This is a genomic window from Micromonospora musae, assembly GCF_003626545.1.
Classification (GTDB): Bacteria; Actinomycetota; Actinomycetes; order Mycobacteriales; family Micromonosporaceae; genus Micromonospora; species Micromonospora musae.
In genome coordinates, this window is the sequence record NZ_RAZS01000001.1 from 719226 (window position 1) to 733440 (window position 14215).

Genomic DNA, 14215 nt, shown 5'->3' on the forward strand with positions numbered 1-14215 from the left:
CACGGCGGGTGAGGGCGGCGCCGCGCGTCGCCGTGGTCACCACTTCGCTCCGGGGTGGGCGCGGTGCAGCACCTGCATCTCGGCGAGCAGGTACGACAGGTGCTCGGTGTGCAGGCCGTCCCGCCCGCCGGCCGGCGCCCAGCCGGACTCGGGCCGGGCAAGCGTGGCCTCGGTCAGCACCGCCGTCACGGTGGCGTCGAACTCCGCCCGCAGGGTGGCCGGGTCGACGGGCGCGCCCGGGTCGGGGGTGAAGAGCTCCGCCACGTACGGCCACACCTGGTCGGCGGCCGCCTGCATCCGGCGGTGCGACTCCTCGGTGCCGTCACCGAGCCGCTTCACCCAGAGCGAGGCGTGGTCCAAGTGGTACGCCGACTCCTTGCGCGCCTTGGACCCGATGGCGGTGAGCCGCTCGTCGGCGCACTCCGCGAGCGCGGTGTAGAGCGGCAGCTGGTACGCCGACAGGAAGAGCAGCTTCGCCATGGTGACCGCGAAGTCGTCGTTCGGGAGCTCGACCAGGAGACAGTTGCGGAACTCCCGGTCGTCGCGCAGGTAGGCGAGGGCGTCCTCGTCCCGACCGGCGCCCTCCAGCTCGCCCGCGTACGTCAGCAGGAGCCGGGCCGCGCCGAGCTGGTCGAGGGCGATGTTCGCCAGCGCGATGTCCTCCTCCATCTCCGGGGCGCGGGTGGTCCACTCGGCCAGCCGCTGCGCGGCGATCAACGCGTCGTCGCCGAGCCGGAGCGCGAACTCGAACGGCCCGTTCACGCTGCCACCTCGCTTCGCTCGGCGCCGGCGTGAAGGGCTCCGCTGCTGAGCCGACCGGTTCGCTCGCTCCGCTCGTTCACAGGTGAGCCACCCCGTCCGGTACGTCGTAGAAGGTCGGGTGGCGGTAGACCTTGTCGGCCGCCGGGTCGAAGAAGGCGTCCTTCTCGTCCGGGCTCGACGCGGTGATCGCGCTCGCCGGCACCACCCAGATCGACACGCCCTCCTGCCGCCGGGTGTAGAGGTCCCGGGCGTTGCGCAGGGCCAGCTCCGCGTCGGGGGCGTGCAGGCTGCCGACGTGGGTGTGCGACAACCCCCGCCGGGCCCGGACGAAGACCTCCCACAGAGGCGACGGATCGGTCACGCTGCCACCTTCTCCTTCTTCTCCGCGGCCCGCTTGCCGGCGTACGCCGCGGCGGCCTCACGTACCCAGGCGCCGTCGGCGTGGGCTCGCCGACGGTGCGCCATCCGCTCCCGGTTGCACGGGCCGTCGCCCTTGATGACCCGCATCAGCTCGTCGTAGTCGGGCTGGGTGAAGTCGTACGCCTGCCGCTCGTCGTTCCAGCGCAGGCCGGGGTCGGGGATGGTCAGGCCGAGGATCTCGGCCTGCTGCACGCACATGTCGACGAAGCGCTGCCGCAGCTCGTCGTTCGAGAAGCGCTTGATCTTCCAGGCCATCGACTGCGTGGAGTGCGTCGACTCACCGTCGGGCGGGCCGAACATCGCCAGCGACGGGTACCACCAGCGGTCCAGCGCGTCCTGGGCCATCGCCTTCTGCTCGGGGGTGCCGTGCGCCAGCGTGTGCAGGATCTCGTAGCCCTGCCGCTGGTGGAACGACTCCTCCTTGCAGATGCGGATCATCGCCCGGGCGTACGGCCCGTAGGAGCACCGGCACAGCGGCACCTGGTTGACGATCGCCGCGCCGTCGACAAGCCAGCCGATGGCGCCGACGTCGGCCCAGGTGAGCGTCGGGTAGTTGAAGATGGAGCTGTACTTCTGCCGGCCGTCGAGGAGCAGGTCGACCAGCTCGTCGCGGCTGATTCCGAGGGTCTCGGCGGCGGCGTAGAGGTAGAGCCCGTGCCCGGCCTCGTCCTGGACCTTGGCGAGCAGGATCGCCTTGCGCTTGAGCGACGGTGCCCGGCTGATCCAGTTTCCTTCGGGCTGCATGCCGATGATCTCGGAGTGGGCGTGCTGGGCGATCTGCCGGATCAGCGTCTTGCGGTACGCCTCCGGCATCCAGTCGCGGGGCTCGATCTTCTGGTCGGCCTCGACGATCTCGGCGAAGAACCCCGCCAGGTCGTCGTCGGACGCGGGCAGGCCCCGCCGCTGCCGGGCCGCCGCCTCCCGCAGCGCGGCCTCGGCCGCCTCGACCTCTCCGAGCAGGCCGCCGCCGGATGCCTCCTCCGGGGCGCCGAAGTCGTTGCCATACATGACGACAAGTGTTACAGCTCGCGCCCGAAGACACCAGGGGGTGTAACAGGAATCCGAGGACGACTTCCGAATCGAATCGCCTCCTCCGCCGGGACGCGCTTACGGAACTTTTACGGACAGTCGGGATAACCTGCGTGTCGAAACAAACATGAACATTCGCAGAAGCCGCATAACCGTTCGATATCCCGTCTTCACCGCAACTTGCCAGGCGCCAGCACTGGCATATCGCATTTGCGGACGTAGACTTTCGACGTCACACCGATCGGCCGGCGACGATCACCGTCCCCAACAGGTCGTGGGCCTTCCCGACCTGGGCGATCAGCCGGTCCGTGCGGACAGCAAGCCGGTCCCCCCGGCCCTGACACCTGGAGTTCACCGACTCATGCGTTCCCGCGTGACCATGGTGCTCGCCGTCGCAGCAGTAGTCCTCGGTAGCGCCCTGCTCGTTCCGACCGCGTACGCCCGCCTCTCCGGCGGAGACGGCGGCGGCAGCAGTGGCGGCAGTGGCGGGGCCGACGTCGCCGCGCCCGCGCCCAGCCCACCACCGCCGCCAACCCTGGCCGCCGGCCCGGTCTCGGTGGACTTCGACGGTGACTTCTTCTCGTGGGCCCTGATGGACCGGAAGACCGGCAACATCTCCGGCGCGAAGAACATGACCTCGACCAGCTCGACCGAGTCGATGATCAAGGCGTGGATCGTCAGCGACTACCTGCGCCAGTTCGGCGACAAGAAGAAGCCGTCGGCCGGCATGTTGGCGATGGCGAGCGCCGCCATCCGGAAGAGCGACGACGGCGCGGCCGACAAGATCTACTTCGCCGCCGGCGGCTCGTACCGAGTCAGTGCCGGCGGCGCGCCGAACCCGGTGATCCAGCGGGCGATCAAGATCTGCGGCCTCACCGACACCGAGCGCGGCGCCGTGAAGAAGTACGAGGGCTACTGGAGCTTCACCCAAATGTCCCCCCGGGACGCCGTCCGGCTCGGTGACTGCATCGCCGACGGCAAGGCGGCCGGGCCCAAGTGGACCAAGTGGGTGCTCGACGAGATGAGCAAGGTCAGCGGCAGCGTCTCCGACCAGCACGAGACGTACGGCGGCGGCAAGTGGGGGATCGTCGACGGCCTGCCGGCGTCGATCAAGGCACAGGGGCCGGTCAGCATCAAGAACGGCTGGACCCGGCTCGGCTACGACGGCAACTGGCACGTGAACTGCCTCGCCGTCACCGACAAGTGGAGCCTCGCCGTCATGATGCGCTACCCGGCCGGTCGCAGCCTCTCCTACGGAGCGAGGACCTGCGCCAGCGTCGCCACCCAGCTGGTGACCCCGCAGCCCGGCGCGGTGCTGAAGGTGCCGCAGCAACCGGCCGGAAAGCTCTGATGGCCGGCGACCAGCAGAGGCGCGAGCCGTCCCCGCTACGACTGCTCGCCATCGCGGTGATCCTCATCGGGCTGGTGCTCGCCGGGCTGCGCCTGGTGCCCGGCTCGCCGTTCGGGGACCAGGCCGCCGCGACGTGGGACGTGGGCGCGGGCACGGCCGACGGCACCCGAGTGGACGACGCAGCCGGCCGTAGCAACCGGCCCTCGGCGGAGCCGAGCCCGTCCCTGCCGCCGCTGCCGTTCGAGGCCAAGGATCTCGACCTCGACATCGAGGGCTGGTACGGCTGGGCCGTCCTGGACCGACGGACCGGCGAGATCATCGGCTCGAAGGACATGAACAAGACGAGCACCACCGCGTCGCTCATCAAGTCCTGGATCATCGCCGACTACCTGCGCCGGGCCGACGAGAAGGGGCAGACGCCGAGCGACGCCAAGCTGGCCGACGCCACGCTGGTCATCCGGGACAGCGACAACACCCGCGCCGAGCAGTTCTACAACAACGTCGGACGCTCCGCCTCGATCAAGCGGGCGATCTCGATGTGCGGCCTCACGGACAGCGGCGTCGCCCCCGACGGCGGCTGGAGCCGCACGGCCCTCTCCCCTCGGGACGTCGCCCGCCTCGGCAACTGCATCGCCGAGGGCAAGGCCGCGGGGCCCGAGTGGACGGACTGGCTGCTCAACGAGATGCGCCAGGTGCGTGGTGCGGGTGACTTCGGCATCCGGAAGGCGTTCCCGGCCGCCGAGCGGAAGCAGATCGCCATCAAGAACGGGTGGATCGACCGGACCCAGGAGCAGGAGATGCACATCAACTGCCTGGCCATCGGGGACACCTGGACGATGGGCGTGATGGTGCAGTACCCGATCGAGCTGGGCTACGACTACGGCATGAAGAACTGCCAGAAGATCACCGAGGCGCTGCTCCGCCCCGGCGTCTGACGCCGCTCGCACCGTCCGGCCGGCACCCGGTCGGCTCGCTCCGCTCCGGAGGGTCGGGGTCTCCGGCTCCGCGGCTGCCCCGACCTCCGAAAACTCGAGTCGCTCAGCCGGCGAAGAACGCGGGGCCGTTCGGCGGCAGGGCGGGTGCCTCGCCGAGCGCGGCGGCCCGCCGGGCGAACTCCCGCAGGCCGGCGACCTGCCGCTCACCCAGGGAGAAGTCGAGGGTGCGGAAGTACGTGGCCAGGGTCTCCGCGTCGAACGGCTCCCACCGGGCACCGGCCTCGGCGACCTGATCGAGCTCGGTGAGGCTGAGGTCGCGGGAGCGCAGGAACGCCTCGTGCACCTCCTTCACCCGGCCCGGGTGGGCGGCCGCGAAGTCCCGGCGTACCGCCCAGACGGCGAAGACCATCGGCAGGCCGGTCCACTCCCGCCACGCCTGCCCGAGGTCGGTCACCTCCAGGCCCCGGCGCGGCGCCTCGTAGAGCGCGCGCAGCGCCACATCGCCGATGACCACGGCGGCGTCCGCCTCCAGCAGCATCTGCGTCAGATCCGGCGGGCAGCGGAAGTACTCGGGGCGCACCCCGTACCGCTCGCCGAGCAGCAGCTGCGCGAGCAGTACGCCGGTCCGCGAGGTCGAGCCGAGCGCGACCCGGGCGCCGTCCAGCTCGGTGAGCGGCCGGGTGGAGACGATGTTCACCGAGAGCACCGGCCCGTCGCTGCCGACGGCGAGGCCCGGCAGGAGCAGCAGCTCGTCGGCGTGCCGCAGGTATTCGAGCTGAGAGATCGGCCCGATGTCCAGGTCACCGGCGACCAGCGCCTCGTTCAGCCGGTCCGGAGTGTCCTTCTGCAGGTCCACGTCGATCAGCGCACCGGAGCGCATCAGCCCCCAGTAGATCGGCAGGCAGTTGAGGAACTGGATGTGTCCAACCCGCGGACGGGCGATGCGCTCAGCCATGGCTCGACCGTATCGCTGCCGGTGGGGTGCGGCTCAGCGACCCGGCACCGGAGTGACGGCGGTCCCCGCCTCCACCTTCGGTGCGGCGACCGGCTCCGCGGGGTCCGCCGTGCGGGGCGCCTGCCGCGGCGTTCCCGCCGCTCGATCCCTGCGGGCCGCCCGGGACAGGGGTACGGCCAGCACGCCGACCGCGGCCAGCCCGGCGACCCCGGCGGCGGCCACCAGCGGTCGGGGGTCGAGCAGTTCGAGCAGGACGCCGCCGGCCAGGTAGCCCACCATGGACGCGCCCTGGACCGCTCCGACGTAGCTCGCGAAGGCCCGTCCCCGGACCGCCTCCGGCACCCGGCGGGCCATCAGCACGGTGCCGAAGACGTTGTTGCCGCCGTTGAAGATCCCGCCGACCAGCCAGATCGGCACGATCAGCAGCGCGGTCGGCACGGCCGCCGAGATCAGCACCATCAGGCAGCACCCGCCGAGCAGGGCGAGCCCGGCACCGGCCAGCGCCCCGTCGCGGTGGAGCCGCCCGACCGCCCGCGCGAAGATCCACGAACCGGCCAGCGCGCCCAGCGTCCAGGCGCCGGTGACCAGCCCGTACATGGTCGTGCTGCTGTGCAGGGTCTCCCGGATGAAGAAGACCTCCACCACGTTGATGGCACCGACCGAGCCGACCACTCCGGCCACGCCGATCACGGTGGCGAGCAGCAGCGGGTCGCGGCGCAGCCGCCAGGTGCGTGGCTCGATCCCACCGTCGGCCAACACCTTCTCCGGTACCCGACGACCGCCCCGCCGGGTACGGATGAGCAGCCCGGCCGCCACCAGGGCGAGGTAGCTGGCCGCGTCGAGGAGCAGCGGGAGGCGGGTGCCGAAGCCGCCCACCAGGACCCCGGCGAGCGCGGGACCGGCGAGCACGCCGAGCGTCCCCGCCGACTGCTGAAGTGCGCTGGCGCGGGGCAGGTCCGCCGGTCGCACCATGGCGGGGACCAGGGCGGCCAGCACCGGTTGGGTCACGGCCAGACCGACCGCGAGCAGCCCGGCCAGGGCGATCATCATGGCCGGTCGCTCGGCGTACGCCAGGGCGAGACAGATGCCTGCCTGGGCCAGCCCGGCGATGACCAGCAGTGTGCGGCTGTCCACCCGGTCGGCGAGCCGCCCGGTCAGCGGGGCGAGCACCACGAGCGGCAGGGTGGCGGCGAGCAGCAGACCGGAGACGGCGAGGCCGCCGGCACCGGCGCTCTGCAGGGCGAGGGTGAGGGCGCTCGCGGCGAGGAAGTCTCCGCAGCTGGAGATGCCGCGGGCGGCGGTGGCGAGCCAGACGTCCGACCAGCGCGAGGAAGCAGTTGTGAAGGACATACTTCGAAAATAATCCTTCACAACTGCTTCGGGCAACCCCCATTCACTCCAGCGGCAGCGCCTTGTAGTAGATCGAGACGGTCCGGGCGTCAGACGGCGGATCGGTACGCGTCCGCTTGCGATACGGCTCCAACAGCCGATCCACCGCATCGGTCAGTTCGGCGAGCTCCGCCGCGGTAATCAGGAGCTGGCTCTCGAAGAGCCGGGCGACGTCGTACCACTCGGGCGGCTCGGCCGACGCGCGCCGCAACCAGTCGCGGCTGCGCTTCAGCTCGACGGCGAGGAACGCCTCAACGACCGCGGTCTGGGCCGCCACCGCCTCCGGCCCGGCGTCCCGACCGGCGTCCACCGTCCAGCTGGGGCTGACGGTCCGCCAGATCCGCTCCCGCGCGTCACCACGGCTCGGTGCCGGCTCGACGAGGCCGGCCTTGGCCAGCTCCCGCAGGTGGTAGCTGGTGGCACTCGGCGACAGGCCGGCGATCTCAGCGCTCTCGGTGGCGGTCGCGCCTTCCGGGAGCGCACTCAGCTGTTCCATGATCGCGAGTCGGGCCGGATGAGCCAGCGCCCGCATCACCTGCGGGTCGCTGATCCTCAGCCCACGTCGCTCGACAGGCGGCTCGGTCATACCCCCATGATCCCGGCCGCTCCCCCACCTCGTCGCCCGCCCCGCCCGGCGCGGCAAGGCGTGCTCGACGGCCTCACCCAACGCCGGCGACGCGCCTCGTGGACGACCCGGGTAGGAAGGGACGATGCGAATCACCGCGACCATCGGTCAGATCCCGACGCCGTGGGACATCCGTACAAATCTCGCGTCCATCGAAGCGGTCGTGGCCCAGAGCGAACCGGACGACCTCGTGCTGCTGCCCGAAGGCGCCATCTCGGGGTACGCCCCGGACCTGTCTCCGCTCGCCACGCTCGACCGGGCACACCTCGCCGACGCGATCGAGCGGATCGCCGAACTGGCACGACGTCGAGGGGTCCACATCTTCTGCGGCTCACTCCTGCCCGAGGAGGGCGCATGGTGGAACGTCGCGCTGCACTTCCCGCCGTCCGACGGGCGATGGATCTACCGGAAGATCAACCTGGCGGTGAACGAACAGTCGGCGGCGCTCCGGGCCGGTGCCGAACTGCCCACGCGGCGGGTACGTCAGCCCGACGGAGAGCTCGTCGTCGGCGTGCAGCTGTGCCGGGAGATCCGCTACCCCGAACAGTGGCAGTACCTGGCGCGTTCCGGCGCGCAGGCGTTCGTCTACCTCACCAACGCCGCCAGCCACGAGGCGACGCCGGGTGTCTGGCGCAGCCACCTGATCAGCCGAGCGGCCGAGAACCAGCGGTTCGTGTTCGCGGTGAACCTCGCCGATCCCCGCCAGCACTGCCCGAGCATGGTCGTGTCGCCACGGGGCGAGGTGCTCGCCGAGTTGCCGCCCGGCGAAGCGGGCACGCTCCGCGTCACCGTCGACCTGGCCCAGGTCTCGGACTGGACTCTCGACCAGCAGCGACGGGACGTGGTCGACCTGCAGTACCGCCCCGACGCCTGCGAGCCGGCCTGACGGTCGCCCCGAGCAGCAACAGACATCGCCACGAGCCGCGGATCCGCCCGGAAATTCCGTCGCCGCCGGTCGGCTCGGAGGCGTAGGGTGGACGACCGCGCGCATCGACGCGCGACTCCTGCCTGCGGGCACAGCCGACACCGCCTCGACGGAGCGCCGGGCGGCCCAGGTCACCGATCACACGAACGCACCGGAAGGTCGCCTCGGATGACCCTTGCTGCCCACACCTCCCACGAACCCACCGATCTCGACGAGGAACTGACCTCCGAGCGAGCCCACCTGGAGAGCTCCCGAGCCGCGCTGCGCCGGATGCGGGAACGGGCGGAGGCCCTCTTCGCCACCGGCGACACGGTCGCCGGCGACTCGTACACCGCCGAGCAGCTGGGCCGCCACATGGCCCGGCGGGTGAAGGAGCTGGCCGACGACCCGACCACCCCGCTCTTCTTCGGCCGGCTCGATTTCGGCGCGGCCACCGAACGCCGCCACGGCGGCGACGTCGAGGCCGACGACGAGGTCGTCGGCGTGTACCACGTCGGACGGCGGCACGTCACCGACGAGCTGGGCGAACCGATGGTGCTCGACTGGCGCGCCCCGGTGTCGCGAGCCTTCTACCGGGCCAGCGCCCGCGACCCGCAGGGCGTCGCCGTCCGCCGCCGGTTCGGCTTCAGCACCGGCGTGCTCACCAGCTTCGAGGACGAGCACCTGGACCGGGGCGAGGAGCTCGGCACCACGAGCCGGATCCTCACCGCCGAGATCGAGCGCCCCCGCGTCGGACCGATGCGGGACATCGTCGCCACCATCCAGCCCGAACAGGACGAGCTGGTCCGGGCCGACCTCGCCGACTCGATCTGCGTGCAGGGCGCACCCGGCACCGGGAAGACCGCCGTCGGGCTGCACCGCGCCGCCTTCCTGCTCTACCTGCACCGGGAGCGGCTGAACCGGTCCGGTGTGCTGATCGTCGGGCCGAACCGGGCGTTCCTGTCCTACATCGCGGCGGTGCTTCCGGCCCTCGGCGAGGTGGAGGTCGAACAGTCCACGGTCGAGGACCTGGTCACCCGCGTGCCGGTACGCGCGGTCGAGGACCCCGCCACGGCGACGCTCAAGCACGACGTACGCATGGCGGAGCTGCTGCGCCGCGCGCTCGAGGCCCACATCGGCGAGCCGACCGAACCGATCATGGTGTCCGACGGCTCGTTCCGCTGGCGGATCGGGCTGGAGCCGCTGCACCGGGTGATCGAGGAGACGCGCCGGGAGGGGCTGCCGTACGGTGTCGGCCGCGAGCGGGTCCGGGCACGGGTGGTGAGCCTGCTGCAACGGCAGTCCGAGGCGCGGCGCGCGGAGTCACCGAGCGACGCCTGGCTGCGCCGGATGGCGAAGTCACGACCGGTGACCGAGTTCCTCGACACCGCCTGGCCGGCGGTCACCCCCGAAGGCCTGGTACACACCCTCCTCGCCGACCCGGCGGCGCTCGCCTCCGCCGCGGACGGTCTGCTCACCGAGGCCGAGCAGGCGCAGCTGCTCTGGCGAAAGCCGGCGCGCACCGCCAAGGCGACCAAGTGGACGGCGGCCGACGCGGTCCTCGTCGACGAGGCGGCGGGGCTGATCGAACGGCCCGCCGGCTTCGGCCACGTCGTCATCGACGAGGCGCAGGACCTCTCCCCCATGCAGTGCCGGGCCATCGCGCGACGCAGCGAGCACGGATCGATCACCCTCCTCGGCGACCTGGCCCAGGGCACCGCCCCCTGGGCCGCCACCGACTGGCGGGAGACCCTCGCCCACCTGGGCAAGCCCGACGCGGTCGCGGTCCCGCTGACCATCGGTTTCCGGGTGCCGGCCGCCGTGGTCGCCCTCGCGAACCGGTTGCTTCCGGCGCTCGCCGTGAACGTGCCCCCTGCCGAGTCGCTGCGCCGGGACGGCGGTCTCGACGTGCGTACGGTGCCGGATCTGACCGAGGCGACGGTGGCCGAGGTGCGGGCGGCCCTGGCGCACGACGGCTCGGTCGGCGTCATCGCGGCGGACGACACGGTGGCGGGACTGCGCTCGGCTCTCGCCGAGGCGGGCATCGAGACCACCACCGCCGACGACGTGGCGGCCACCGTGCGGGTCACCGTGGTGCCCGCGACCCTGGTCAAGGGCCTGGAGTACGACCACGTGGTGGTCGTCGAGCCAGCCGCGATCGTGGCCGCCGAACCACGCGGCCTGCACCGGCTCTACGTGGTGCTGACCCGGGCGGTGTCCCGGCTGGCCGTGCTGCACCACGACCCGCTGCCGGCCGCCTTGGCCGACTGAGACGACCCCGGCCGCTCGGCACCGGCACGCTGCCCCGGCGAGCCACGGTCGACGGGGCAGCGGCGGTGGCGCCGGGCGAGTAGACAGAGAGCCGGCAGGTTAACGGGACCCCGCGAAGGAGCACCGCATGTTGCTGGCGCGCGCCGACCAGGTCACCCGCCGCTACGGTGACGTGCTGGCCCTCGACCGGGTCGACCTGACCGTCCGGGCCGGCGAGATGGTCGGCCTGCTCGGGCCGAACGGGGCCGGCAAGAGCACCCTGATGAACCTGATCGTCGGCCTGCGCCGCCCCACCTCGGGCCGGATCGAACTCTTCGGCGGCGATCCGCGCGACCCGGCGTCCCGCCGGCAGCTCGGCATGACGCCGCAGGAGACCGGCCTGCCCGGCACCCTGCGCGTCGGCGAGGTGGTGGACTTCGTGGCCGCCCACTACCCCGATCCGGTGCCCCGCGGCGAGCTGCTCGACCGCTTCGGGCTGACCGACCAGGTCCGGCGGCAGACCGGTGGTCTCTCCGGCGGCCAGCGCCGACGGCTCGCGGTGGCGCTGGCCTTCGTCGGCCGTCCCCGGCTGGTGCTGCTCGACGAGCCGACCACCGGCCTCGACGTCGAGGCGCGCCGCACCCTCTGGGACGCCATCCGCGCGTTCCACGCCGACGGCGGGACGGTGCTGTTGAGCAGCCACTACCTGGAGGAGGTGGAGGCGCTGGCCGAGCGGGTGGTGGTGATCGGGCACGGTCGGGTGCTCGCCGACGACAGCGTGGACGCGATCCGCTCCGTGGTCGGTGTACGCCGGGTCGGCTTCGTCGCCGACGAGCTGCCGGCGCTGCCCGGCGTGGTGCGCAGCGAGCTGATCGACGGCCGGCACCACCTGCTCACCACCGACGCCGACCAGCTGGTGCGGGACCTGGTCGTCGCCGGGGTCGCCTTCAGCGAGCTGGAGGTCCGCCCCACCTCCTTGGAGGAGGCGTTCCTCGCCATCACGGCCGAGGAACGACCGCGCGACGAGCCACCCGTCACCGCCACCGCGGGCCGCTGAGCCGCCGCCGACGCAGGAGAGGGAAGCCGTGCAACTCACCCTGGTCCACACCCGCTACCAGCTGCTGGAGATCGTCCGGATCCCGATCGCCCTCATCGGCAGCGCGTTCTTCCCTGCCGCCGCGATGCTCTTCTTCGTGGTGCCGTTCGCCGGGAAGGATCCGGTCGGCGCGACCTACGCCACCGCGTCGATGGTCACCTTCTCGGTGATGAGCGCCAACATCTTCCAGTACGGAATCGGCGTGGCCGAGGACCGCGACCAGCCCTGGAATCCGTACACCCGGACCCTGCCCGCGGGGCCGGGGCCACGGCTCGCCGGCCGGGTGCTGGCCGGGCTGGCGCTCACCTACCTCTCGCTGCTCCCGGTGCTGGTGATCAGCGCGACGCTGACCGCCGCAAGGATCACGCCGCTGGCGTTCCTGCTGGCCATCGGCACCGTCGCCGTGGTGTCGGTGCCGTTCACGCTGATGGGGCTCGCCATCGGCTACTCGCTGCCGAGCAAGGCGGCCATCGTGGTCGCGCAGATCGTCTTCTTCCCGCTCGCCTTCGGCGGGGGCCTGCTCTCCGCCCCGGGCGAGGCGCCGGGGTTCATCGAGGTGATCGCGCCCTACCTGCCGACCCGAGGGGCGGCCGAGCTGATGTGGGCGACCGTCGGTGACTACCCGATGCGTCCGCTGTCGCTGAGCATGCTGGGCGTCTGGGTGGTGGTGCTGGCGTCGCTGGCCGTCTGGGCGTACCGGCGGGACGAGGGTCGCCGGTTCAGCTGACGATTCGTCCGTTTTCGCCCCGTACGTCGGCGGGACGGTGCCAGGATTCCGGCAAGGGGGCGGTCGTGCCGCCCCGAGCCGAGAGGGGTCACCGTGAACACCGTCCCGCCGGGTACGCCCTGCTGGGCCGACCTGGCCACCCCGGACCTCGCCGACGCCCGGCGGTTCTATCCCGAGCTGTTCGGCTGGACCGGGCGGGTGGCGACGGAGCCGGAGGCGGGCGGTTACACGGTCTTCCAGCTGCGCGGGCAGGCCGTCGCCGGGGCCGGCCCACCGGCCATCCCCGACCAGGTGCCGATCTGGTCGACGTACCTGGCCACCGACGACGCCGAGCTGGTCGCCGGCCGGGTCGAACGGGCCGGCGGGCAGGTGGTGGTGCCGCCGTTCGAGGTCTTCGACCGGGGGCGGATGGCGGTCTTCGCCGACCCGGCCGGCGCGTCGTTCAGCGTCTGGCAGCCGATGTCGATGCCCGGTGGCGAGGTCTTCAACGTGCCGGGCGCGATGGCCTGGAACGAACTGGTCACCCCCGACCCGGAGGGAGCGAAGGTCTTCTACGAGCTGGTCTTCGGCTGGCAGCCGGACGACCAGGTGGTCGGCGCGATGACCTACACCGGGTGGCGGCTCGGCGCGCAGATCGTGGCCGGGATGATGCCTCCGCTCGCCGACGACTTCCCGGCGGACCTGCCGGCGTACTGGACGGTCTACTTCGCGGTCGCCGACGCCGACGCCGCGGCGGCCCGCGCCGCCGCGCTGGGCGGAACGATCCTGGTGCCGCCGAGGGACATTCCGACGGGCCGGTTCGCGGCGCTCCGCGATCCCCAGGGCGCCCTCTTCTCGATCATCGACATCGGCACCCCCTGACCCGCCCACCCCACCCCACACCCGCCCAACCCGCCCGCCCTCCCGCCGCACCGGGAGCGTCGACACTTTCACTGAACGAGTGGCCATTCCGGGTGGAATGACCACTCGTTCAGTGAAAGAGGCCCGTCGAGGGAAGGGGGTCAGCGGCGGCGGACGGGGACGATCAGTGGACCGTGCTCGCCGTCGAGGACCCGGACGCTGGCCTTGTAGTGCTCGGCGAGCAGGCTCTCGGTGAGCACCTCACGGGGCGTTCCGGCCGCGGCCACCCGCCCCTCGGCCAGCAGCACCATCCGGTCGGCGTACTCACCGGCGATCGAGAGGTCGTGCATGGTGGCGACCACGGTCAGCTCGTGCTCGCGGCGCAGCTGGTCGACGAGGTCCAGCACCTCCTGCTGGTGGCCGATGTCGAGCGCGCTGGTCGGCTCGTCGAGCAGCAGCAGCGTGGCGCCCTGGGCGAGCGCCCGGGCCAGGAAGACGCGCTGCCGCTCCCCGCCGGAGAGGGTCGCCAGTTCGCGCCGGACGAAGCCGGTCAGGTCCAGCCGGGCGAGCACCTCATGCACGGCGGCCAGGTCGGCGGCCGACTCCCGCCCCAGCGGGGGGATGTACGGGGTGCGGCCGAGCAGCACGTAGTCGAGCACCGGCATGCCCGGCGGCACCACCGGGGACTGCGCCACCGTGGCCACCACCCGGGCCCGGTTCCGCCGGGGCAGCGACTCGATGGGCGTACCGAAGAGGCTCACGGCGCCCGGCGCGGCCAGCAGGCCGCCGACGGCGCGCAACAGGGTCGACTTGCCGGCGCCGTTCGGGCCGATCACCGTGACCCACTCGCCGACGGCGACGGTCAGGTCGATGCCGGCGAGGATCGGCGTGCGGTCCATGGTGACGTGCAGGTCACGCACCTCGACCGCGGG

The 14215-nt window shown here is 72.2% G+C and carries 14 protein-coding genes; 7 read left to right on the forward strand and 7 right to left on the reverse strand.

Going from position 1 to position 14215, the window contains the following annotated elements; all coding sequences use genetic code 11:
- Window positions 1–36: 36 nt before the first annotated feature.
- From paaC to paaA, 3 genes are all read right to left on the reverse strand, one after another.
- On the reverse strand, window positions 37–762 hold the full coding sequence (paaC, locus tag D7147_RS03370) for a 1,2-phenylacetyl-CoA epoxidase subunit PaaC (protein ID WP_120673733.1): 726 nt from the start codon (window positions 760–762) through the stop codon (window positions 37–39).
- A 76-nt stretch (window positions 763–838) separates the two neighbouring features.
- Window positions 839–1123, reverse strand: coding sequence for a 1,2-phenylacetyl-CoA epoxidase subunit PaaB (paaB, locus tag D7147_RS03375; RefSeq protein ID WP_120673734.1), 285 nt, complete (start codon window positions 1121–1123; stop codon window positions 839–841).
- Entirely contained in the window at window positions 1120–2190 is a 1071-nt protein-coding gene (paaA, locus tag D7147_RS03380) for a 1,2-phenylacetyl-CoA epoxidase subunit PaaA (RefSeq protein WP_120673735.1), read from the reverse strand. The genes paaB and paaA overlap by 4 nt, the downstream gene beginning before the upstream one ends.
- A 382-nt stretch (window positions 2191–2572) precedes the next feature.
- On the opposite strand from paaA, the gene D7147_RS03385 reads away from it, so the two are divergent.
- Window positions 2573–3562, forward strand: a complete 990-nt coding sequence (locus D7147_RS03385) for a hypothetical protein (RefSeq protein ID WP_120673736.1) — start codon at window positions 2573–2575, stop codon at window positions 3560–3562.
- On the forward strand, window positions 3562–4497 hold the full coding sequence (locus D7147_RS03390; protein WP_120673737.1) for a serine hydrolase: 936 nt from the start codon (window positions 3562–3564) through the stop codon (window positions 4495–4497). Before D7147_RS03385 ends, D7147_RS03390 begins: the two co-directional genes overlap by 1 nt.
- Before the next feature lie 103 nt (window positions 4498–4600).
- Here D7147_RS03390 and D7147_RS03395 read toward each other — a convergent pair whose 3' ends face one another.
- Genes D7147_RS03395 through D7147_RS03405 form a run of 3 tightly spaced genes read right to left on the reverse strand, consistent with a single transcriptional unit; the run spans window position 4601 to window position 7427 of the window.
- Window positions 4601–5452 carry a menaquinone biosynthetic enzyme MqnA/MqnD family protein gene (locus D7147_RS03395; protein ID WP_120673738.1) on the reverse strand — a complete coding sequence of 284 codons (852 nt, stop codon included), beginning with the start codon at window positions 5450–5452 and terminating at the stop codon, window positions 4601–4603.
- Window positions 5453–5485: 33 nt separating this feature from the next.
- The gene (locus D7147_RS03400) at window positions 5486–6802 is read right to left on the reverse strand and encodes an MFS transporter (RefSeq protein WP_120673739.1); all 1317 of its coding nucleotides are present in this window, start codon (window positions 6800–6802) and stop codon (window positions 5486–5488) included.
- Window positions 6803–6845: 43 nt separating this feature from the next.
- Window positions 6846–7427, reverse strand: coding sequence for an ArsR/SmtB family transcription factor (locus D7147_RS03405; protein ID WP_120673740.1), 582 nt, complete (start codon window positions 7425–7427; stop codon window positions 6846–6848).
- 124 nt (window positions 7428–7551) lie between these two features.
- On the opposite strand from D7147_RS03405, the gene D7147_RS03410 reads away from it, so the two are divergent.
- The 5 genes from D7147_RS03410 to D7147_RS03430 all read left to right on the forward strand — a co-directional run bounded on the left by D7147_RS03410 (window position 7552) and on the right by D7147_RS03430 (window position 13304).
- Window positions 7552–8352 (forward strand): carbon-nitrogen hydrolase family protein, encoded by an 801-nt coding sequence (locus D7147_RS03410; RefSeq protein WP_120673741.1) that lies wholly within the window; start codon window positions 7552–7554, stop codon window positions 8350–8352.
- 207 nt (window positions 8353–8559) lie between these two features.
- Window positions 8560–10641 carry a HelD family protein gene (locus tag D7147_RS03415; RefSeq protein ID WP_120673742.1) on the forward strand — a complete coding sequence of 694 codons (2082 nt, stop codon included), beginning with the start codon at window positions 8560–8562 and terminating at the stop codon, window positions 10639–10641.
- A 127-nt stretch (window positions 10642–10768) separates the two neighbouring features.
- Window positions 10769–11677 (forward strand): ABC transporter ATP-binding protein, encoded by a 909-nt coding sequence (locus tag D7147_RS03420; protein WP_120673743.1) that lies wholly within the window; start codon window positions 10769–10771, stop codon window positions 11675–11677.
- Window positions 11678–11705: 28 nt separating this feature from the next.
- A complete protein-coding gene (locus D7147_RS03425; RefSeq protein WP_120673744.1) occupies window positions 11706–12443 on the forward strand; it encodes an ABC transporter permease in 738 nt (245 codons plus the stop codon).
- Window positions 12444–12536: 93 nt separating this feature from the next.
- On the forward strand, window positions 12537–13304 hold the full coding sequence (locus tag D7147_RS03430) for a VOC family protein (RefSeq protein WP_120673745.1): 768 nt from the start codon (window positions 12537–12539) through the stop codon (window positions 13302–13304).
- Window positions 13305–13444: 140 nt separating this feature from the next.
- Here the strand turns inward: D7147_RS03430 and D7147_RS03435 are convergent, their stop codons facing one another.
- Window positions 13445–14182 (reverse strand): ABC transporter ATP-binding protein, encoded by a 738-nt coding sequence (locus tag D7147_RS03435; protein WP_120673984.1) that lies wholly within the window; start codon window positions 14180–14182, stop codon window positions 13445–13447.
- Window positions 14183–14215 lie beyond the last annotated feature (33 nt).